The organism is Thiohalophilus sp., assembly GCF_034522235.1.
Lineage (GTDB): Bacteria > Pseudomonadota > Gammaproteobacteria > UBA6429 > Thiohalophilaceae > Thiohalophilus.
Map to the genome: position 1 here is coordinate 1,549,994 of NZ_JAXHLN010000003.1, position 22,199 is coordinate 1,572,192.

The 22,199-nt window shown below is 45.7% G+C and carries 21 protein-coding genes and 2 pseudogenes; all 23 read left to right on the forward strand.

Features of this window, described 5'->3' with window-relative positions; all coding sequences use genetic code 11:
* The first annotated feature begins 3 nt into the window (after nucleotides 1-3).
* Nucleotides 4-1,101 carry a dTDP-glucose 4,6-dehydratase gene (gene rfbB, locus U5J94_RS10480; protein WP_322565592.1) on the forward strand — a complete coding sequence of 366 codons (1,098 nt, stop codon included), beginning with the start codon at nucleotides 4-6 and terminating at the stop codon, nucleotides 1,099-1,101.
* A complete protein-coding gene (rfbA, locus tag U5J94_RS10485; protein ID WP_322566485.1) occupies nucleotides 1,098-1,970 on the forward strand; it encodes a glucose-1-phosphate thymidylyltransferase RfbA in 873 nt (290 codons plus the stop codon). The genes rfbB and rfbA overlap by 4 nt, the downstream gene beginning before the upstream one ends.
* Before the next feature lies 1 nt (nucleotide 1,971).
* Nucleotides 1,972-3,072: a TDP-N-acetylfucosamine:lipid II N-acetylfucosaminyltransferase gene (locus U5J94_RS10490; RefSeq protein WP_322565593.1), complete on the forward strand. Its 1,101-nt coding sequence runs from the start codon at nucleotides 1,972-1,974 to the stop codon at nucleotides 3,070-3,072.
* Entirely contained in the window at nucleotides 3,053-4,189 is a 1,137-nt protein-coding gene (locus U5J94_RS10495) for a Gfo/Idh/MocA family oxidoreductase (RefSeq protein ID WP_322565594.1), read from the forward strand. The genes U5J94_RS10490 and U5J94_RS10495 overlap by 20 nt, the downstream gene beginning before the upstream one ends.
* Nucleotides 4,190-4,191: 2 nt before the next feature.
* A complete protein-coding gene (locus U5J94_RS10500; RefSeq protein ID WP_322565595.1) occupies nucleotides 4,192-5,280 on the forward strand; it encodes an FkbM family methyltransferase in 1,089 nt (362 codons plus the stop codon).
* On the forward strand, nucleotides 5,277-6,470 hold the full coding sequence (locus tag U5J94_RS10505) for an ATP-grasp domain-containing protein (protein WP_322565596.1): 1,194 nt from the start codon (nucleotides 5,277-5,279) through the stop codon (nucleotides 6,468-6,470). Before U5J94_RS10500 ends, U5J94_RS10505 begins: the two co-directional genes overlap by 4 nt.
* A gap of 2 nt (nucleotides 6,471-6,472) precedes the next feature.
* Nucleotides 6,473-7,615, forward strand: coding sequence for a dTDP-4-amino-4,6-dideoxygalactose transaminase (gene rffA, locus U5J94_RS10510; protein WP_322565597.1), 1,143 nt, complete (start codon nucleotides 6,473-6,475; stop codon nucleotides 7,613-7,615).
* A 60-nt stretch (nucleotides 7,616-7,675) separates the two neighbouring features.
* Nucleotides 7,676-8,302, forward strand: a complete 627-nt coding sequence (locus U5J94_RS10515; protein WP_322566486.1) for a methyltransferase domain-containing protein — start codon at nucleotides 7,676-7,678, stop codon at nucleotides 8,300-8,302.
* An 89-nt stretch (nucleotides 8,303-8,391) separates the two neighbouring features.
* Nucleotides 8,392-9,360 carry a glycosyltransferase family 2 protein gene (locus U5J94_RS10520; RefSeq protein ID WP_322565598.1) on the forward strand — a complete coding sequence of 323 codons (969 nt, stop codon included), beginning with the start codon at nucleotides 8,392-8,394 and terminating at the stop codon, nucleotides 9,358-9,360.
* Nucleotides 9,361-9,503: 143 nt separating this feature from the next.
* Nucleotides 9,504-10,633, forward strand: a protein-coding gene (locus tag U5J94_RS10525; RefSeq protein ID WP_322565599.1) for an IS3 family transposase whose coding sequence is annotated in 2 segments (ribosomal slippage) — nucleotides 9,504-9,756 and nucleotides 9,756-10,633 — 1,131 coding nt in all. Because the reading frame shifts where the segments join, the coding sequence is not laid out codon by codon here.
* Between the two features lie 65 nt (nucleotides 10,634-10,698).
* Entirely contained in the window at nucleotides 10,699-11,943 is a 1,245-nt protein-coding gene (locus tag U5J94_RS10530) for a hypothetical protein (protein ID WP_322565600.1), read from the forward strand.
* 70 nt (nucleotides 11,944-12,013) lie between these two features.
* The gene (locus U5J94_RS10535; RefSeq protein ID WP_322565601.1) at nucleotides 12,014-13,138 is read left to right on the forward strand and encodes a glycosyltransferase family 4 protein; all 1,125 of its coding nucleotides are present in this window, start codon (nucleotides 12,014-12,016) and stop codon (nucleotides 13,136-13,138) included.
* 32 nt (nucleotides 13,139-13,170) lie between these two features.
* The gene (locus U5J94_RS10540) at nucleotides 13,171-14,097 is read left to right on the forward strand and encodes a sulfotransferase (protein ID WP_322565602.1); all 927 of its coding nucleotides are present in this window, start codon (nucleotides 13,171-13,173) and stop codon (nucleotides 14,095-14,097) included.
* Nucleotides 14,090-15,007 (forward strand): polysaccharide deacetylase family protein, encoded by a 918-nt coding sequence (locus tag U5J94_RS10545; protein ID WP_322565603.1) that lies wholly within the window; start codon nucleotides 14,090-14,092, stop codon nucleotides 15,005-15,007. Before U5J94_RS10540 ends, U5J94_RS10545 begins: the two co-directional genes overlap by 8 nt.
* A 269-nt stretch (nucleotides 15,008-15,276) precedes the next feature.
* The gene (locus U5J94_RS10550; protein ID WP_322565604.1) at nucleotides 15,277-15,870 is read left to right on the forward strand and encodes a sulfotransferase domain-containing protein; all 594 of its coding nucleotides are present in this window, start codon (nucleotides 15,277-15,279) and stop codon (nucleotides 15,868-15,870) included.
* A 2-nt stretch (nucleotides 15,871-15,872) separates the two neighbouring features.
* The gene (locus U5J94_RS10555) at nucleotides 15,873-17,006 is read left to right on the forward strand and encodes a glycosyltransferase family 4 protein (RefSeq protein WP_322565605.1); all 1,134 of its coding nucleotides are present in this window, start codon (nucleotides 15,873-15,875) and stop codon (nucleotides 17,004-17,006) included.
* Between the two features lie 8 nt (nucleotides 17,007-17,014).
* Nucleotides 17,015-17,767 carry a glycosyltransferase family 2 protein gene (locus U5J94_RS10560; RefSeq protein WP_322565606.1) on the forward strand — a complete coding sequence of 251 codons (753 nt, stop codon included), beginning with the start codon at nucleotides 17,015-17,017 and terminating at the stop codon, nucleotides 17,765-17,767.
* A gap of 6 nt (nucleotides 17,768-17,773) precedes the next feature.
* Nucleotides 17,774-18,721: an SDR family oxidoreductase gene (locus U5J94_RS10565; protein WP_322565607.1), complete on the forward strand. Its 948-nt coding sequence runs from the start codon at nucleotides 17,774-17,776 to the stop codon at nucleotides 18,719-18,721.
* Between the two features lie 245 nt (nucleotides 18,722-18,966).
* Entirely contained in the window at nucleotides 18,967-19,518 is a 552-nt protein-coding gene (locus tag U5J94_RS10570; protein ID WP_416224219.1) for a sugar transferase, read from the forward strand.
* A gap of 614 nt (nucleotides 19,519-20,132) precedes the next feature.
* Nucleotides 20,133-20,363: pseudogene (locus tag U5J94_RS15315) on the forward strand (hypothetical protein); the annotation flags it as partial.
* A 298-nt stretch (nucleotides 20,364-20,661) separates the two neighbouring features.
* The gene (locus U5J94_RS10575) at nucleotides 20,662-21,189 is read left to right on the forward strand and encodes a DNA-binding protein (protein WP_322565609.1); all 528 of its coding nucleotides are present in this window, start codon (nucleotides 20,662-20,664) and stop codon (nucleotides 21,187-21,189) included.
* 307 nt (nucleotides 21,190-21,496) lie between these two features.
* Nucleotides 21,497-21,793, forward strand: coding sequence for a type II toxin-antitoxin system RelB/DinJ family antitoxin (locus U5J94_RS10580; protein WP_416224084.1), 297 nt, complete (start codon nucleotides 21,497-21,499; stop codon nucleotides 21,791-21,793).
* A pseudogene (locus tag U5J94_RS15320) lies at nucleotides 21,786-21,872 on the forward strand (type II toxin-antitoxin system RelE/ParE family toxin); the annotation flags it as partial. The gene U5J94_RS10580 and the pseudogene U5J94_RS15320, both read left to right, overlap by 8 nt.
* Nucleotides 21,873-22,199 lie beyond the last annotated feature (327 nt).

The following is a 22,199-nucleotide window of genomic DNA, read 5'->3' on the forward strand; positions in this document are numbered from 1 at the left end:
TAAATGAAGTTGTTAATAACAGGTGGTGCGGGATTTATTGGGTCAGCGGTAGTGCGGCAATACATCGCAGAGACAGAGGCCACAGTCGTAAATGTCGATGCCCTGACTTATGCCGGTAATCTCGATTCTCTGGCCGAAGCACGTTACCACCCCCGCCATCAATTCGTACAGGTGGATATTCGTAACCGTGGTGCCGTGGAAAACTTATTCCGTGAATACCGACCTGACGCGATCATGCACCTGGCAGCCGAGTCCCATGTTGACCGCTCCATCGAAGGACCGGCGGCATTTGTCGAGACCAACATTACCGGCACTCATAACCTCCTTGAGGTGGCTCGTGGCTACTGGAGCGAGCTGGAAGGTAAGGACAGGGAAGGCTTTCGTTTTCATCATGTCTCCACGGATGAAGTCTATGGCGATCTTGGACCGAACGATCCAGCTTTCACTGAAGAGACCCCATACGCGCCAAGCTCGCCTTACTCGGCCAGCAAAGCCGCGAGTGATCATCTTGTTCGAGCCTGGCATCGTACCTACGGATTACCAGTGGTTATTACCAATTGCTCCAACAACTACGGGCCTTATCAGTTTCCGGAGAAACTGATTCCGTTGATGATTCTGAATGCACTGGAAGGTAAACCACTGCCTATTTATGGTAAGGGAGAGAACATCCGCGACTGGCTATATGTCGATGATCATGCCTACGCCTTGCGAAATGTATTGGCTACTGGGCAGCTGGGCCGGACCTACAACATAGGAGGCCGTTGCGAGCATACGAATCTGGAAGTGGTCCACGCTATTTGCGCAATTCTGGATCGCACTGTACCCGACTCAGCCGGCCCCTATGAACGGCTTATTCAGTTTATATCCGACCGCCCCGGCCACGATCTCCGTTATGCTATCGACGATACACGTATTGCCACTGAACTCGGCTGGCAACCAAAAGAGAGCTTCGATAGCGGCTTGCAAAAGACCGTGCAGTGGTACTTGAATAATCCTGCCTGGGTTGAAAGAGTACGATCAGGAGAATACTGCGAATGGATGAGACAGAATTATACAAATCGCGAGACAAATACGACAGAATCAAAGGCAACGAAAAAATGAGCTGGAAGGGGATTATTCTAGCCGGGGGTAGTGGCACACGTCTTCATCCCATTACCCTGGGAACCTCCAAGCAACTGTTGCCCATATACGACAAGCCTATGATCTATTATCCCCTGTCTGTTTTGATGCTGGCAGGAATTCAGGAAGTTCTTATCATAACTACTCCGGAGGATCATGCAGCCTTCCAACGCGTCCTGGGCAACGGAAGTCGGTTTGGGATAAGTATCACCTACGCCGAACAACCCAGTCCAGATGGACTGGCTCAGGCTTTCATTATCGGTGAAGAGTTTATTGGCGACAGTAATGTCTGCCTCGTGCTGGGTGATAACATCTTCTACGGTCAGGGTTTTACGCCAAAACTCCAGCAGGCAGCGGCAAGGGCCAAAGGGGCTACTGTCTTCGGCTATCAGGTCAAGGATCCAGAGCGTTTCGGTGTAGTGGAATTCGATACTGACAAGCGCGCTCTTTCCATCGAGGAAAAACCGAGTAAACCAAAATCACACCACGCAGTAACCGGCCTCTACTTCTACGACAATGATGTTGTAGAAATTGCCAAACAGGTCAAACCCTCTGACAGAGGAGAGCTCGAGATAACTTGTGTAAACCGCGCCTATCTCGAACGTGGTGATCTCAGTGTAGAACTGCTTGGCCGCGGTTTTGCATGGCTCGATACAGGTACTCACGAGAGCCTTCTGGAGGCGGCACAGTTTGTGGAAACTATCGAGAAACGCCAGGGTTATAAAATCGCCTGTCTGGAAGAGATCGCATGGCGTAATGGCTGGATGAGTAGTGAGCAGCTATTTAAAATTGCAGAGGAGATTGCTAAAAATAGCTATGGCGAATACTTAAAAGATTTATCGAATGAATAGTATGAGTAAGAAGGTGCTTCATATTGGTAGTACAGATAAGTTTATTCCGCCATTCATAGAAATGGTGCGAGAGCATTTTGAATTCAATGATCATGATTTTATGCTTAGACGTGGTATGGCGCATGATCAACTGCAGTCATATGAAAACATTCAAACCATGGGGAAGGGTAAGCATAAAATTATTCAGCATTATCTGACTATGGTTGTAAAAATGCACTTTGCAGATAAGATTATTCTCCATGGGCTGTTTGATATTCGTGTCATCCAATTACTATGGACAATGCCGTGGTTACTGAAAAAATGCTATTGGGTAATTTGGGGTGGTGATCTGTATAGATATCATAAGATTGAAAATGATCGAAGATTGAAAAAACAGGAGTTCTTCAGGCGACCTGTTATTAAAAAAATGGGCTATATAATAACAGGGAATGAGAAAGATGCCGGTAATGCAAAATTGTGGTATGGGTTTAGAGGCGATGTGCTCGATGCGGTTTTTTATCCTAGTAATGTATTTACAGGTGACTTATGCGGCTCCACAAGTACCTGCGAAGTTATATTGGTTGGTAATTCTGCCACGCCATCTAATAGGCATTGTCAGGCATTTAAAAGAATAGCTAATGAGGCAGGGAGTGATAGCCTGCAAGGTAACATAAAAATAATAGCTCCTTTGTCGTATGGTGATCCCTCGTATGCTGATGAAGTTTGTGAGTGTGGAAAAGAGTTGTTCGGGAATGACTTTTTTCCAATCTTTAAATTTATGCCATATGACGAGTATACAAGATTACTCGATTCAATCGATGTTGTGGTTTTTAATCATGATCGTCAACAAGGATTTGGCAATCTGATACAACTCCTAGGGAAAGGCAAGAAAGTTTATATCTCAAGATGCTCAACGTTATGGGAGTATTTTAATTCGATTGATGTGGTTGTGTACGATATTGATAATTTCACGTTGAAGCCTATTCACGAGGCTGTGGCACTGCATAACTACCATAAGATAAAAAGTCTATTCTCATTGGAGCGTGTAGTTGATGACACTCGTCGTGTTTTTGATCATGTTCCTAGGAACCTGGACCATTGTGATGAAAAAAGAAATTCTTGAAGTTGGTTTTGTTGGGGGAGGAATTAATTCCGCTGTAGGTGGAGCGCACTTTATTGCTTCCCAGATGGATGGCTTTTTTCGGGTTGTTGCTGGCTGTTTCAGCACAGATCCGGATGTTAACCGGCGCACCGCAGAGCACCATCATGTCTCTGATAATCGAGTGTATTCCTCCTGGGAGAAATTGCTGGCGTCAGAATGCGAACATCTTGATGCTGTTGTAGTATTGACTCCTACTCCTGCTCATACCTCCGTTGTGATCGCTGCCTTAGAGAGTGGGCTTGCAGTGATTAGTGAAAAGGCACTGGCTGCTTCCAGCAAAGAAGTGGAAGAGATCAAATGTGCACTTGAGGCACATAATGGGCGACTTTACGTGACTTATAACTATTCGGGTTATCCGATGCTGCGTGAGTTGCGCTCGATGATAACTCGGGGTGTTCTGGGACGCATCGAGCAGGTACATATTGAGATGCCACAGGAAGGTTTTGCCCGGCTCAACCGTGACGGACAACCGGTGATACCCCAGAAATGGCGCCTCGAGGACGGTTCGATTCCTACCATTTCACTCGACCTGGGAGTACATCTTCACCATATTGTCCATTTTCTTACTAGGGAACACCCTCAGGAGCTTGTGGCAAATCAGGCCAATCTTGGATCGTACCATCATGTTATTGATAACATTAGTGCCTTGGTCCGTTATACAAACGGTATCGAGTGCAATATGTGGTATAGCAAGACGGCTTTGGGATACCGCAATGGCTTGCGAATCAGGGTCTTCGGTGATCAGGGCGCAGCGGAGTGGTACCAGATGGAACCCGAGTGTCTGACTATGCACGATAATTACGGTCACACATCTCGTGTGGATCGTGCCTGTGTTGATGTCGAGCAGGCACAGTTGCCTCGTTACAATCGCTTCAAGGCAGGTCACCCGGCCGGGTTTCTTGAGGCGTTCGCTAATATCTATGCCGACATCGCTGCACACTTGACTGGTATCTCTCTGGAAGGTGAACATTCGGTCTATTCCGTTCATCATGCCCTTGAGGGCCTCCGTATGCTGGAATCCATGGCGATTTCTGCACATGAGCGTCGTTGGGTCTCACTCGAACAGAAGGAGAGCTGATTATGTGGCTTGACGAGGCGATATTGGAAAGTCAAGTTGCAACCGATGATATCAGTCGTACTATGACTGAAGAATTTATGCAGGGAAATCGCCCACGCTACCTATTCGGGCGCAACACTTATGCTGTTGACACCGCTCGTCAACTGGAAGTGGATGGCTTCATTGATGAGTTTACCGATGAGCGTGAATTTCTTGGTAAACCGATAGTGGCTTTTGCAGACTTGCCTAGTAATGCGTTAGTGGTCTCGTGTGTGGTAGGTATTCTACCTCTGACCGTGAAACAGCGCCTTGATGAAGAAGGGATCGCCAACATTGATTACTACGCCTTCCAGCGCTATTCAAGGCTTGACCTCAGTGAAGTGACATTCATGCGGGGCGTGGTGGCCGACATTACTAGACATCGTGAGAAATACGCTGGTATCTATGAACGGCTTAGTGATGATGCTTCTCGGGAAACCTTCCAGGCCTTAGTTCGCTTTCGCCTTTCTCGCAATCTGGAGTATATGGTCGGCTTCACCGAAAGGCAGAAGTGGCAATATTTCGAGGAGTTCCTCCAGCTCTCACAGAGCGGTGAATCATTTGTTGATGTAGGATGTTATGACGGCTACACCAGCTCTGAATTTATCCGCCATTGCCCTGATTATGATCGCGTGCACGTATTTGAACCGGAACCCGATAATATGACTAAGGTGAAGCGGCGGTTGGAAACCCATGAACGCATTGTCTATCATCCCTATGGTGCGTCTGATACCCCTTCGGTACTACGTTTCCAATCTGATGGGTCATCCTCCGTAGCGAATACCAATGGGAATATAGAGATACAGGTGGAGCGTATCGATGACGTGATCAAGGAACCCTTCACTTTTCTCAAGATGGATATCGAGGGAGGCGAAATACCGGCACTACGAGGGGCAGCTGTGAGCATTCATCAATACCATCCGCGCCTAGCGGTAAGTGTCTACCACAAAGCAGATGATCTCTGGACTATCCCTGAGCTGGTGCTCGGGATACGTGATGATTATGATTTATACCTGCGACACTACACCGAGGGTGTTACGGAAACAGTCATGTTCTTTATGCCTCGCCGATGAAAAAGCTACTTATTGCTGGTGGCAGTTATGCTGACCTTCCCTTGATTCGGGCTGCCAAGAAACTTGGCTTTCATGTCACCACAAGTGGCAATCGCCCGGAAGATTTAGGGCACACAGAATCAGATGACTACGCGCCTTGTGACTATTCGGATCATGGATCAGTGTTGGCCTTGGCTCGGACGCTTGATGTAGATGCCCTATGTGCCTGCTGCAACGATTTTTCTGCACTATCCTGTGCTTACGCCGCTGCCGAGATGGGACTACCTGGTCATGATAGCTTAGAGACGTCGCGAGTAATACATCACAAAGATGAGTGGAGAGCCTTTGCAGATAGTTATAACATCCCGAGTCCCCGTGCAATAAGCTGCCGTAGCATTAAAGAGGTCGAGCTGGCTATTAAGCACCTTTGTTTCCCGCTCATAGTTAAGCCCGTAGATATGACCGGTGGTAAGGGTATCCGGCGTGTTGATAACACCTCTGAGGTGATAGTGGCTGCTGAAGCAGCTCTTGCCGCTTCCAAGGCTAAGCGAATCGTGGTTGAGGAATTCATTACTGGTACACGCCATGGCTTCACTGCAATGTTGCGTGATAGAAGAGTAGTTTTCCATTTTACCGATAACGAACACTATCATCTGAGCCCTTATCTTGTGTCCGGAGCATCAGCGCCGACGTCATGCCCCGAGACCGCTGTACAAGAACTGGTTGAATATAGTCAGAAGATTGCCAATGAACTGTGTTTGGTGGATGGAATTTTTCATGTGCAATTTATTCTTACCGAATCCGGGGAGCCTATTATAATTGAAATATGTCGTCGCTCCCCTGGAGATCTATATCCTGAGCTTGTACGCTATGCCACAGGTGCACCGTATGCAGAATGGATTGTACGGTCATCTTGTGGACTAGGTATACCAGAAGTAAGACAGTTTCCTGTTAAGAAGAATGTAACTCGCCACTGTTTGATGACTTACGACTACGGAGTAGTTGAGGGTTTTGACTTTGAACCGGTAATTGAGTCGGAGATTATCGATAGACTGATATGGGGGAAGCGAGGTGATGAGGTACATGATCCCGATACATACAAAGCAGGCATTGTGTTTATTCAACACAAAGAAAAAGCTGTAATGTGTCATGTGATTCCGCAACTCCAGAAACTACTCGCGGTTCGTGTTAAGAAAATGTCTGAAAAATAGATATGATCAAGTTTAATAAGTCCAAATTGACTGGGAATGAAGAACTATATGTTGTTCAGGCAATGAAAAGCAGTAAAATGTCTGGCGATGGGTATTTTGGGAAAAAGTGTCAGGCTTGGTTTGAAAAAAAATTAGGATGTAAAAAAGCCTTATTAACACCATCTTGCACGGCTGCATTGGAGATGGCGGCGATTTTGCTGGACATCCAGCCGGGCGATGAAGTGGTTATGCCCAGCTACACCTTTGTCAGTACCGCCAATCCCTTTGTTTTGCGCGGCGCGAAGGTTGTATTTGTCGATATTCGTCCTGATACGATGAATATAGACGAATCCTTAATTGAGGCTGCTATTACCCCCAAAACTAAAGCTATCATTCCGGTGCACTATGCTGGTGTAGGCTGTGAGATGGATGTGATTATGGCAATCGCCGGTCGACATGGTTTATATGTAGTAGAAGATGCCGCACAAGGTATGATGAGCACCTATAAAGGAAAACCGCTCGGCTCGATTGGTCATTTGGCGGCTTACAGCTTTCACGAAACCAAAAACTACACTAGTGGTGGTGAAGGTGGGTTGTTGATCATTAATGACGAACGTTTTGTGGAGCGCGCCGAGATTATCCGCGAGAAAGGCACGAACCGTAGCCAGTTTTTTCGGGGTGAGGTGGATAAATATACCTGGGTTGATATTGGCAGTAGCTATCTTCCTGGTGAGTTGCAGGCGGCATATCTTTGGGGCCAATTGGAAAAAGCTGATGAAATTAATCAAAATCGTCTGTCGATTTGGAATGCGTACTATGAAAAACTTATGAATTATCGGAATTCTGGCTTGATCGAATTGCCTGTAGTACCTGGTTATTGTCAGCACAATGCCCATATGTTTTATATAAAGGTAAGTAATCTGGAAATACGTACAGAACTAATGAAATATCTAAAAAAGCATGAAATTGTTTCAACATTCCATTATGTGCCGCTGCACTCTTCGCCTGCAGGATTGGAATATGGTGAATTTCATGGTCAAGACAAATTCACGACAAAGGAAAGTGAGCGTATTTTGCGGTTGCCCGTTTGGTATGGAATGACAGACGCTCATGTATTTTATGTGAGTGATACTATTTTCAAATATTTTGATGGTAAATATGATTAGCAAAAATCACAGTAATCGTAGGCATATAATTGGCTTGTTTATAATATAGGTGATCGGTTTCTGGAAAAACATTCTCATCTCTATCGTGGCGTACTATATGATTTAGGTTGTGGCGAAACTCCTTATAAAGATTTTTTTCTACAATACGCAGATAAATATGTAGGAGTTGATTGGTCGAGTAGTTATCATAATACTAATACTGATGTCTCAGCCAATTTAAATGAGCCACTGCCGATTGAACCAAATGTGGCTGATACTATTGTCTCACTTTCGGTACTCGAGCATCTATGCGAACCTCAGACTATGCTTAATGAAGCTTATCGAATCCTTAAGCCTGGCGGAAATATAATTATTCAAGTCCCGTGGCAGTGGCAGATTCATGAAGCGCCATATGATTTCTTTCGTTATACGCCATATGGACTGCGGTATCTTTTAGAAAAATCAGGTTTTACGGATATTGCAATCTATCCTCAAACCGGGTATTTCACAACATCTGTAATGAAGTTTAACTATTTTACAAAGCGTTGTTTTATCCGAGGACCAAAATGGTTACGTCGAGTTATGTACGGTGTTTTGTGGCCGTTTTGGCAAATTGACCAATATATTGCTCCACTACTTGATAAAATAGACAGGAACTGGAGTCTAGAATCACAAGGATATTACGTTTTATCAAAGAAACCAACATGACCTTATCTGTTAAACGCTTTTGTTTGGTTTCTTATTGTTACGTTTGCTAATCGTCCGTCATTCGTCACAGTAATAGGATACATGTACACATGAACCTGAATTCGCCATTTTTCTCCGTTGTAATACCAGTTTACAACAAGGAAAAATATGTGTCGCGCAGCATACAATCTGTTATTAATCAAACGTTTGATAATTTTGAAATTATTATTGTCAACGATGCCTCCAATGATAACAGCATGGATGTGGTACGTTCATTTGACGACCCAAGAATAAGAGTTTTTAATCGAGACACACCTGGCCCCGGTGGATATGCTGCTCGTAATCTAGGAATTACTCATTCGCGTGGAATCTGGATTGCATTTCTGGATGCTGATGACAAATGGGATCCTGATCACCTTGAATCCATGTACAAACTATCATGCATGTTTCCCGATGCCAGATTTATGGCAGCTGGAAGCAGAGTTATAAATGGACATAATATTCAACCCAATGCGTATTGGGCATGTAACGAGCATAAAGGCCCACACCTAATTTCACTTTCTGAATATTTGTCATCCTGTCTTGATAATAAACGGCCTGTAAGGACAGGTACTGCCTGTATAAAAAATGATAAAACTGTAGTTACAAGATTATTTCCTGATAATATGAATGTAAAACGTGGTGGTGATTTATATGCGTGGCTTAAACTTATGTGTCATTACAAACAAATGGCATGGAGCAATCACCTCGGCGAAAATTACTATAAAGACATACCTGGTCAGGTTGTAAAAGTCGCGCCAACCAGTATCAGTCTTATGGGGCATGATGTTTATAATGAATTTTCGAGAGATTTGAAGCGTAAAGAAAAAATACTTTTGGCAAAATATCTTAACTACTGGTTATTCAAAGTATGGAAAAGAAGCCCGACAAGATATTTCTCTAGTTTGATGATTATAAAAAACTTGTACTGGAAAAGAGATCCACTATTTTCGTTATTTGTTAGTATATTGATTGTTATGCCGCGAAAACTGGTTTTTAGTGTCTGGAGGGCAATAAAATACTGGGAATTTAAAGTGTAGATCTTTAAGTTATCGGGCGATTATACAGCTGAATTTTTCTGTGCATCTTCTGTTCGTCAGAGGTGGACCCCACCTATTGGATAGTGACTGGACGGAGATAAGTGTTTTCCTCCATGATGAGCGACAGGCTCTGGAGAAACGCAATGAAGAGAAAAAGACGTACGCATTCACCCGAATTTAAATCCAAAGTCGCTCTGGCCGCGGTCCAGGGGGATCTGACGATGGCGGAGATGGTCAAGAAGTTTGATGTCCATGCCAACCAGATCACCGACTGGAAGAAGCATTTGCTGAACGGGGCACCCGACGTGTTCGGTAAGGGGGCCAAGAAGGCCGAGGAATCGGAGGAGACGGTCCAGGCGCTGCGCGCCAAGATTGGTCAACTGACGATGGAGAACGTTTTTTTAGAACGCGGGCTCGAACGGATTCACGGGCCCAAAGGAAAGAAATGGTAGAGCGGACGGATCCGTTGCCGGTAAGCCGTCAATGCGAGCTTCTGGCACTGCCACGTTCGTCGTTCTATCACGTACCGAAGCCAGTCACTGACGAGGAACTCGAGCTGATGAGGCTAATTGACCGCTGTCACCTGGAGCATCCCTACTATGGCAGCAGGCGCATCCGGGACTGGCTGGAGGACGAGGGCTACTCGGTCAATCGCAAGCGGGTCCAGCGCCTGATGCGCACCATGGGCCTGGTGGCGCTGTACCCCAAACGCCATCTGAGTCAGGCCAACCCGGCGCACAAGGTCTATCCGTACCTATTGCGGGGTCTGGAGATCGGCCGCCCGAACCAGGTCTGGGCAACCGATATCACCTATATTCCGATGGCCCGGGGGTTCGTGTATCTGGTGGTTATCATGGACTGGTACTCACGGCGGGTGCTGTCCTGGCGGGTATCCAACACACTGGATGCCAGCTTCTGTGTTGAGGCGTTGAACGACGCGATCGAGACCCACGGAAAACCAGCGATCTTCAACACCGATCAGGGCTGTCAGTTTACGAGCGAGGACTTTACCGGTGTGCTCAAACAGCATGAGATACAAATCAGCATGGACGGCAAGGGCCGCTGGGTCGATAACGTCCTTGTGGAGCGGCTATGGCGCAGTGTCAAGTACGAGGAGGTCTACCTGCGGGCCTATGACAGCATCGGCGATGCTCGGGAATCGTTAGGTAAGTACTTCATGTTCTACAATACCCGGCGTCGACATCAGTCGCTTGACAGGCAAACGCCGGACAGTGTTTATTACCAGGACGCCGACAGCAGGATGGCGGCATAACCCGAGGCAGCACTTATCGTGCTGTCCAGTTTTTGGCGACCACTTCTTTGATGAAAAACCAAAATATGAGCAATGTAAGTATTAATAATAAAAATACTGAAGAAAATCTTAGAAAACTGTCTATAGCTCTGTTATTGTTTTCTGTGCCACTGCAGTCTTTTACATTAATATTTGGCGTATCAGTTTATGAGATCGTATCTCTCCTTGTATTTATTATTAGTATTTTTTTGGTTTTCAATTACCAGGAAGTAACGTTCTGGCGTAAACACTTGACAACACTGCTACTTTTTTTGTTATTTACAATATTTTATTCTCTTTCAAAAATAGCTCATGAAGAAATTCTGAATATAATTCAATTCTTGTTTTGGTCGTTTTCATTTTTATATGCCCTGATTATTTATCGTCCTTTAGCACTTAATGCTTTTCTTTGGCCAGTATTATGGGGTGTTGTCATCATGGTAACTGTGGCAGTAGGTCATCAATTCGATATAATTCCACTTTTTGATTTCGAGAGGATCGCGACTTTCCGTGAATCGAATTATAAAGGTTTTACAGGGCTAATATCATCTAGAGGTGCTTATGGTATTTGGCTAATTACTGGTTTGATGTCAACGTTTCTGCTTTTTTTTCTAGCTAACTCTAAAGCAAAAAAGATACTTACTATAGCCATAGCTTTTCTTATAATTTATGGCGTAGTTATCACGTTCTCCCGAAGTACATGGGTCGCTGCGATCATATTTATATTGGTCTTTTCCTTTTTTAAAATCTTTACAAGGAATGTCGTTTTATCTGGAGAGAGATTTCCTCTTTTTGCTATTGCTATTACCATGTCTTTTGCTATATTTATAGTATTAATTTTTAGTGGGTTAATAGGTAATCTTATTGAGGCCGTAGTTAATATAAGAAAGAGTAGTGTTGATATACGTTTGACGACCTATCTTGAAGGGTTGAGTATTATCAAAGACCTAAATTTGTTGGGTGCCGATGCCAGCAAACTACAACGTGTGATTCATAATGCATATATAGCAATATTGGTCGAGTTAGGTTATCCTGCTCTAGTTTTATTTATTCTTCTCAATTTATCCATTGCATATTGGCTAGTTAAATGTATATTAAGATTATCCTCCATGCGTCGGACTATTGCCATAATCGCTTTTTCTGGTTTCTTGGCTGTCCAAGTTGAATTAAACTTATTTCGCGGTTATGAATCTATTACTTACTGGGCTTTTCTTAGCCAAATAGTGATACTTCTGCGATATTTGAGAACACCAATAGCAACTGGTAAAAAGTATAATCTTGTCAATCCGTAAACTGTGAATCGAAAAGATTTAATCTACCAATTCTTCCTGATTATATTTAATACTCTGAGATTCCGTAATTTTGAATATAACAACTGAAAAAAAAAATATATGCCTGGTTGCAGGACGTGCCCTAAAAAATAATCAAAAGACTGTTCTTCTGAATTTTGGGAAATTACTACATGCTAAAGTCCAGTTACATCTCGTTGTCGGTCATGGAGAAGACATAGGTGTCCTTCGTGATTATTACATAGTACATCGTTCAGCTACTCCCATCTTTGATCCTTATGGCATTATGTCAGCTTTTTTTGCAGCTAGGACAGGTCTGCGTGAGGCAAATCCTGATGTTATTATGAATGTGTCACACCCATTTCCACTTGGTGTTGCAGTTATAGCTTGTGGACGTCTTAGGGGCGTCCCTGTACTTCTTAGAATGACCGGAGACCCTTTTACGGAGAGGAAGCTTTATAATAGTTTATATCTGCGAATTCGAAAGAAATTAGTCCATGAATTGCTTTTTGGAAGACTTATTTACTCAAAAGCTACTATGATTGTACCGGTTGGGACCATACTAAGTAATGTTATTGAGAAAATAGGTATATCTAGTAAAAAAATTTATGTTAGACCGCAACCATTTGATGTGCATTCGTTTAGTTACGTTGACCATGCCGAGAAGATGTCAGCAAGAAAAAGGCTCAAACTTGATCCATATAAAAAAACAGTTCTCTTTATAGGTAGTTTAACTTGGGGGAAGGGGGTTGATAGACTTGTCAATATTATTAAGCTGGTGGAAAAAAATAGTGATGTATATCAGTTTTGTGTGCTTGGCGAAGGGCCAAAATTACATTGCCTCCAAGCAATGAATGACTCATGTATCGTATTACCTGGTAATGTCTCGCATGATAAGGTTATAGATTACTTCCGTGCAGCTGATGTTTTAATTCATCCGACTCGTCGTGATGCGCTCCCAAATGTTATTCTGGAGGCGATAGCTTCTGGTATTCCAGTCATTGCTTCACCTGTGGGGGAAATACCAAACTATGTCACCAATATTGCCTGCAGCGACAATGAGTTCGCTGAATTAATAGTTTCTGATCGCTTGGTTATAGATGTCTTACCCAATGATATGAAATGGGAAGAGCAAAAAAATAGTTATCTAAAACTGTTTGATAAGGTAATGAATACTGATCGATCAAAAATCAATTAAATATTCACTTAAAGGCAAGGTGAAAAATCAAGATGAAAAAATTATTGGTAAAATGGGAACGATTTTGCAATCGAAATGAAGGCCGTATATTACGAGCGCTGAGACACGATCTTATCAGTCGACTTTATATGCTTTCCATATTCCGTAGAACTATACATTTTATTGTTCCTGTGCGTTATCCGCGTAGATGGGCTTTTGTGGTTGGTTGTTATAATTCAGGAACTACCCTTTTGCGTGAAATGCTTGGGAGTCACCCTTCAATAGCAACCCTTGAACGTGAAGGTGTAAAATTCACAGAACAATTCCCTGATCTACAGTCCGGTGGGTGGCAAAGGATGTTGTTGAAAAACAGAAAGGACTGGAAAATGCCTCGATCAGACATGCAAAAGCGAACAAACAGGATAATTAGTGACTGGTCCCCTATGTGGAAAAATGGGAGGGAAATATTTTTAGAGAAATCAATTGAGCACTCTGTTCGTTTGGAATGGCTCGAAGAGGCGTTTGATTCGCCATATTTTATTACTATTGTACGAAATGGTTACTGCGTTTCAGAGGGCATTCGCCGCAAAGCGGCACCATCTGGACCAGCTAGTACTGAACTTGGATCCACTAAATATCCAGTATCACTCGCAGCAGAACAATGGGTCGCAATTAATGAAAAAATTGATGAGCAAATTGTTAATTTGCATAACGTGTACAGTATATCATACGAAGAGCTTGTGATGTATCCTATACAAACACTAGAAAAATTGTTTTCGTTTTTAGGGTTAAATAGACCAAAAATGTCCTTTAAGGACGGTGTGCTTGAAATTGAATCAAATACTTTCAAAATTAAAAATATGAACCCTGAAAGTTATGCTCGGTTAAGTAGTACTGAAATAAACGAAATAACAGATATTATGCGCGATAAATTGCAATATTATGGATACTTGTCTGATTGGAAGGCTAAGAATGGATGATGCTGTTAACTATAATGTCAATTCTCGGGTTATTCTCAGCTTAGATTTTGAATGTGGTTGGGGTGGTATAGAAAGCGGACGATATTTGACTCGTGAAAAGAATGGAGTATACAAAAGGCTTCGACCTATACTAAAACAATTTCTCGTTGAGTTAGATGCTCTAGAGTTCCCGGCTGTATGGGCAACAGTTGGCGCAATGGTATCTTCACCTGAGCCCGGTGATTTCAGTCATCTTCCTGAAAGTGTACAGGAAAGAATATGTCGTTTTTTAGTTGAATCAGAGTCGAAGACTCAGGACGGGCGTGATTTGTTTGATGCGCTCTTATCCAGTAGTGTGGCACATGAAATAGCCTCACATACTTTCTCGCATACTCGTTTCGACTATCATGGTTATGATGTGAGATCACAGTCAGAAGATCTTAATAAAAGTATTGATATTTTGGAAAGTTATTCAGGGGTTAGGCCGGTTTCGCTTGTCTTTCCACAGAATATTGTTCCTTCTTATGCTGCTGCTGCCAGTGCAGGCTTTAAAGTCGCACGTGTACCTCATGATTCTTCGAACTCAACAGTTAAAAACCGATTTACGCGTTTTGCTCAACAAATTCTTAAAGAACCTCCGCCTGTTTATGAGAAAGAGTGTGTACCAGGAGTCATTTCCCATGCAGCTACTTTGTTCTTTAACTGGGGAGTTGGGAAGTCTTCAAGTATACGTCGTTTATTAATATTAAGGCAGGCAAAACGGGCATTATTACGAACTGCGCTAGGAAATGGAGATACACATTTCTGGTTGCATCCTTATAATCTTGCTGAAACACCTCGCTTGCTGGATGGCCTTCTTGTCGTTCTACGAGAAGCCGTATCATTACGTGATCGTGGGCTTCTAGATATTACAACGATGAGTAAGTCGTGAGTTAACCTGCAAATCGCTAGGGTAAATACAGTATGTTTCAACAGAGGAATAATGTTTTCTGGCACAAAACAAATGGAGCTTTACGTTATCTTCTCGCCCATACATGCAGTTCATATTTACCATTATATATCGTAAATGAATATCCAAAGTCTGGAGGTAGCTGGGTAGGTGATATGCTCAGCGATGCACTTAATATTCCTTTTCCACGGAACAGGCTACCAATTCTTCGGTCTAGTATTCTTCATGGGCATATGATGCATTCTTGGAATATGGATAATGTACTGGTTGTATGGAGAGATGGTCGTGACATATTAATCTCACAATATTTTCATTCGCTTTTTAAAAATGAAAAAGGTAACTCCGTTCTTGTGGATTCTTGTCGAGCTGATCTTGGGTTTCAAGATTATGAAAATATCTCTGCAAACCTCGTTCAATTCATGGAATATATCTATGAAACAAAACATCATCCGCGATTCTCATGGGTTGATTTTGCAAACAGATGGGTGGGTTGCGAACACTGCACGCACGTATTTTATGAAGATCTTCGCTCACATCCAGCTCGTGAGTTACAGAGAATTATTAATAGTCTTTCGGGTATCTCTTTGGATGCTGATCAGTGTAAAAAAATCGTGTGCTGCCACTCGTTCGAAAAAAAAGCTGGGCGCAAACCTGGAGAAGAGAATTCACACTCTTTCATGAGAAAAGGCGTTGTCGGTGACTGGAAGAACTATTTTACTTGCGAAGCTCGTGAGCGGTTTCACGCTTACGCAGGCGATGCATTAATTCGTCTTGGGTATGAAGATGATGATGCGTGGGTGAAGGTTGGTGAGGTCAAAAACAAACTGCCGTTTAGGTTTGTGTAAGTATGCGCGTTGCTAACATTATCGAGGAGGGCAAGCTGGGTGGGCCGCAGGTAAGGATTTCTATGATTGCAGCATCATTAAAAGGAGTCGTAGAAACCACTGTGATTATGCCATCTAAAAACTCGGATGCATTCAGGAAACGGTGCATTGAATATGATGTCCCCTACAAAACCTTTCTGATTAGTCGGATCACCAAGGAGTGGCGAGTGGCTTTTCAATATATAATTTTTTCCTTTGTCGAGATTGTTTGTCTTGCCTTTTATTTTCGACGGGAAAAATTTGATTTGATTCACGCAAGTGGCGGAAGCTGGCAGTATAAAGGTGTTATCGCAGGTAGGCTTGCGGGTATAAAAGTCGTATGGCATTTGAATGATACAGCTATGCCGGGATTCATTCGGCATCTCTTCTCCCTGATCAGCCCTCTGGCTGACGGCTTCATTTTCGCCTCAGAACGTTCCAGAGCCTATTATCTCCCGCTAATGAAGGCCAATAAGCCCGAGTTTGTTATTCCAGCACCGGTGGACACGTCGCGATTCGATCCGAAAGGAAGCTATGTCGGCGATGAAGACCTGCTCGATAAATTGGCCGGGAAATTCATTATCGGAACCGTGGCCAATATTAACCCTATCAAGGGGCTTGAAACCTTTATCCATGCTGCTGCCATTCTGAATAAGCAAATCGACGAGGTCCACTTTGTAGTTGTCGGGCCAGTATATAAAAATCAGCAAGGATATTATGCTTCGCTGCAGCGACTGTGCAAAGAGTTGTCGGTGGATAATATCGAGTTTGTTGGCAGCCGTTCGGATGTGCGACCCCTTTTGCAACGATTTAATGCTTATGTGTGCAGCTCCCGTGCCGAATCCTCACCAATAGCGGTTTGGGAAGCCATGGCTATGGGTAAACCTGTCGTTTCTACGGACGTAGGCGATGTGTCGTTGTATATCCATGATGACCACAACGGTTTTATCATCGAGGTCGGGAATTCACAAGCCCTGGCGGACAGGTTGACGCAATTTGCCACGAACTTGGAGAAGTGTCGTGAATTCGGTCAACGTGCGCGTGATGTTGCTGTTCATAAGCTCGATATTGCACAATGCGCCGAACGGCATGTTGCTGCGTATCAGGCGATGCGGTAATTTATTTGATGTTAACGGTCAGTATTATCACGGTCTGTTTTAACAGCGCATCAACCATCCGCGATACAATCGAATCAGTCCGCTCCCAGAATTATCCGGATATCGAATACATTATTATTGATGGTGGCTCAACTGATGGTACGCTGGAAATTGTAAAGGAATATGATGACAGTGTCTCAGTGCTGATTTCCGAGCCGGATCAGGGTATTTACGACGCCATGAACAAAGGAATCCGTGCCGCATCCGGTGACTTTGTCGGGCTATTAAATTCCGACGATATTCTCTTTTCTCAGGAAACAATTTCTGAACTGGCCGATTTTTTATCCTCACGGCCTGATATCGATGCGGTCTTTGGTGATCTGGTTTACGTCGACAGAAATAATGTAAACCAGGTGACAAGATATTATTCATCTAAAAACTTTTCGCCCTGGCAGATACGATTTGGTCTTATTTTTCCGCATCCTACTTTATATGTGAGACCCGAAGTATTCAGAAAACTGGGTCTTTATAAGCTCAATTACAGGGTTGCTGCGGATTTTGAGATGATGGCGAGAATAATTATGAGTGGCGTCAGTTACGCAAGAAATCCACGAATAATGGTTAAAATGAGTGAGGGCGGTATCAGTAGTACCGGCTTCTGGTGGCGAATTCACCAAAATATGGAGATCGTCCGGGCTTGCAGGAAGAATGGCATTTATACCAATATTTTCCTGGTGATGCTGAAAATTCCATTTAAATTAGCCAGCTACTTAAAAAGATAGAAGTCCATGTCTTCTATTCTACTAACAGGTGCAACCGGGTTTATTGGAAAAGCTCTTGCCGGAAAAATTCTCGAGCAAAACAGTCATTCTCTTGTCGCAGTTGTTCGCAATAATAATAGGGTAGATTTCCCCTCCTCGGTCAAACTGGCGCACGTTGCTGATATAGCACTGAAATCGGACTGGTCCTCCGCTCTCAGCGGTATGGACATTGTTATACATTTGGCGGCTCGTGCACATGTCATTAATGATAATGGTAATAACTCATTGTCGGAATTACGCAGAGTTAACATTGATGGGACATTGAATCTGGCACGCCAGGCAGCCGCCGCCGGGGTCAAGCGCTTTGTTTTTCTCAGTTCGATCGGGGTTAACGGAAACTCAAACATCAAGCCCTTTACCGAGGCTGATAGCCCCGGTCCCGTTGAGCCCTATGCGCAATCCAAGCTTGAAGCCGAAGAGGCATTGCAACAGCTTTCCACGAAAACCGGGATGGAGATTGTTATCATCCGTCCGCCGCTGGTATACGGTCCCGGGGCGCCTGGCAATTTCGGCAAACTCCTTGAGTGGGTGGCCCGTGGCGTACCGTTGCCATTAGGTTCTACCCACAATCTGCGTTCGTATGTGGGATTGGATAATCTGGTGGATTTCATCGTGACCTGTATTGATCATCCTGCGGCGGCAAATGAGGTGTTTCTGGTCAGTGATGGGGAAGATTTGTCGACTACCGAATTGCTGCGCCGCACGGCGGTGGTGATGGGCAAACCGGCGCGGCTGGTGCCGATCCCGCCCCGCCTGCTGGCGATCTCTGCAGCGGCGCTTGGTAAACGCGATCTGGCCCGCCGGCTTCTTGGGTCGCTGCGGGTGGATATTTCCAAGGCCAGGGAGGTGTTGGGGTGGGAGCCGCCCATCTCTGTCGATGAAGGTTTGAAAAGGGCGGTTGGGCCTTTGTTGTAGAAGGACTGCCTGTGGCAATGTTGAATTTTGAATGATGAATTTTGAATTGATGAGCCCTTTGGGCGCTATTTTAGGTTCGAAGCTGGCAGTCGCAGTTTGCAGATGGCAGTTGTAGGAGCTGCTTGCAGCCTCGACTTCTTGATTCAGAAAGTCGCCGACGGGTCGCTTACGGCATCCATGCCTTCCGCGACATTAGTACATCCAGGTACGTCAGTCGCCTCCCACATGGTTTGGAGATTGGATTGTTGATTCGGGTTTTTGATGTGTTGTTTTCTCTGCTGGGGCTGATCGTCGGGATGCCGGTGTTGCTGGTGTTGTGGGTGATTGGCCTGTTCGATACGGGTTCGCCGTTGTTTCGCCAGGAGCGGGTGGGGCGGTTTAAAAGGCCGTTTGTGCTGGTGAAGTTTCGGACGATGCGGCCGGAGACGGTGTCGGTGGCCTCTCACCTGGCGGATGCGTCGGCGGTGACGGGGTTCGGGCGGTTTTTGCGCCGCACCAAGCTGGATGAGTTGCCGCAGTTGTGGAATGTCTTGAAGGGGGAGATGAGCCTGGTGGGACCGCGGCCGTGTTTGTTTAATCAAACGGAGTTGATTGAAGAGCGTGAAAAACGAGGCGTCTATAAGGTGCGGCCGGGGATTACCGGGCTGGCGCAGGTCAATGATATTGATATGTCGACACCGGCGTTGCTGGCCGAGACGGATGCGAAAATGATCGCGTCGTTGGGGGTGCGGGATTATTTTTGGTATATCTTTTTGACCGTGACGGGGAAGGGGACGGGGGATAGGATTAAGGGATAGTTGGCAGTTTGCAGATGGCAGTTGGCAGTGCAATTTTGAATTTTGAATGGTGAATTTTGAATTGATGGGGCGCCTGCGGCAATGTTGAATTTTGAATGGTGAATTTTGAATTGATGGGGCGCCTGCGGCAATGTTGAATTTTGAATGGTGAATTTTGAATTGATGTGCCCTTTGGGCGGTATTTTAGGTTCGAAGCTGGCAGTCGCAGTTCACAGATGGCAGTGTAGGAGCGGCTTGCAGCCGCGATATCTCGAATTCAGGCAGGGTCGCCGATGGGTCGCTCACGGCGTCCTGCCTCCCGCGACATTATCGCCAGGGATGGTGTGTATCCCGGCTCTGTCGGGAACAGAGCCGGGGTAGCACATCCATGTGCGTCAATCGCCTCCTACAAAGCCCTTTGGGCAGGGGGAGTTACGAGTTACGAGGAAAGACGATGATGGCTGGTTTGTTGGGTCATTTGTAATGTAGGAGGCCAGCTCTCTGGCTGATGGATTGGCGATGGTGCGATCCTGACAAGTGTGTCGCCGAGGGAGGGGGCAGTCTCCAGTCTTGCACAGTTGTCACTTGACAACCTCTGGCGAGGCGGCTAGTGTTAGCCAAAGTGAAGGATCGTTATGGCAAGGATCAGACACTCTAAAAAGGAGGTGGAGCTGGCGCTTCAGTATGCCGAGACGTGCGGGTGGCGTATCGAGGTTGGCGGTGGCCATGCCTGGGGAAAGTTATATTGCCCTTACAACGATCAGGAGTGCCGATGTGGAGAGTTTTGCATCGTCTCGATAGTTAGTGTACTGCTTCACTCTTGGCGGTACATTCAGAGCCCCCCGAAAGTGCCAGGACAAGGCGCGGTGCGCAGGCAATGGCCCGGTCCTTGTCAAGCGCCGCAACGCGGTCATGGCGCTTTCGGGGGGCTCCCTTCGGGCGAGCCGCTGGCCGGCCATCTGCGGCGTTGCGCTCTCTTGAAAGGACCCTGCCATTCCTGCGAGAACGCGCCTTGCAGCTAACCGGCCAGCGGTTCGCTGAAAGTGCCTCCAAGAGTGAAGCAGTACACTAGTACCCCCAGGAATCCATCCGCGCATGCCAAACAGCTCCGCCGCGTTGTCGATAATTGCATGCGATACCGCAGTGACAGTGAGGGGCCACGTAATGAATGAATATGATTTCACGCTTAAATTCAGCCTCCCTGATGTGGGTATCAGGCCTGAGGACTATGTGGAAGCGTTGATTGCAAACGGGTGCGATGATGCTCTCATCGGTATTGGCCAGCAGGGGCGTATCGCCCTCAATTTTATGCGCGATGCAGTGACCGCAATGGAGGCAGTACAGAGCGCTATCAAAGATATAAAGCGGGTTATCCCCGGAGCCAGGCTTGTCGAGGCCGCGCCGGATCTTGTCGGGCTGACCGATGTTGCGGAAATTCTCGGTTTTTCTCGCCAGAATATGCGCAAGATTATGCTTGGCGCAGGCACTGCCTTTCCTCCTCCTGTGCACGAGGGCCGGCCATCGATTTGGCATTTGGCCAAGATCCTGCAGTGGCTGGGGGATAACGGTCATTATGCTGTGGATGATTCGCTGATAGAGCTGGCCAGGGTGGCGATGGAATTGAATATCGTCAGGGAGTTGGATGATGTGGATGCGAGTGTGCACGACGAGCTGCTGACGCTGATTGCGTGATAGAGAATTGTTAATGGGACAGGCAGGGAAAGTTGGCAGAATATAAAAGTGCTGAGGGGAAAGTTGGCTGTCGCAGTCATCAGTTGGCAGTGTAGGAGCGGCTTGCAGCCGCGATATCTCGAATTCAGGCAGGTCGTCGCCGACGGGGCGCCTCCTACAAAGCCCTTCGGGCAGGGGCGAGTTACGAGGGACGAGGAAAGAGGATGATGGCCGGTTTGTTGGGGGTTCATTTGTAATGAAGGCTGACACCTTGACTGTGTCGCAATTGAGATACATAATTAGCTGTGAATGACAACTGGAGAACCTGATCATGGCTCACACTTCAATGTTGCACGTTCGGGTCGACGACGAACTGAAGGCTGATGCGGCGGAAAAGCTCGCAAGCTTCGGCCTGACAGTATCAGATGCTGTCCGCATTCTGCTGACTCGCATAAGCAAAGAGGGCGGGTTGCCCGTTGGACTGACAGCCGATCCGGAAACTTACGACGCCTGGTTCCGCGACAAGGTGAAAGAGGCCCTGGCGGACACGCGACCTGCTGTGTCGCATAAACAGGTGATGGATGAGGCGCAAGCGTTGATTGACCGGAAACGGCGCCGTGCCTGAATTGGAATGGCTGGAATTGGCTCGCGCAGACCTTCTGTCGATAGTAGATTACATCTCTGACGATAATCCGGATGCGGCAATGTTGAATTTTGAATGGTGGATTTTGAATTGATGTGCCCTTTGGGCGGTATTTTAGGTTCGAAGCTGGCAGTCGCAGTTTGCAGATGGCAATAAAACAAAGTTGGCAGTCTTCAGTTGGCAGTCGGCAGTACAATTTTGAATTGGTGGGGCGCCTGCGGCAATGTTGAATTTTGAATGGTGAATTTTGAATTGATGTGCCCTTTGGGCTCTATTTTAGGTTCGAAGCTGACAGTCGCAGTTCACAGATAGCAGTGTAGGAGCGGCTTGCAGCCGCGACCTCTCGAATCATTCAGGCAGGTCGCCGACGCGTCGCTCACGGCTCACT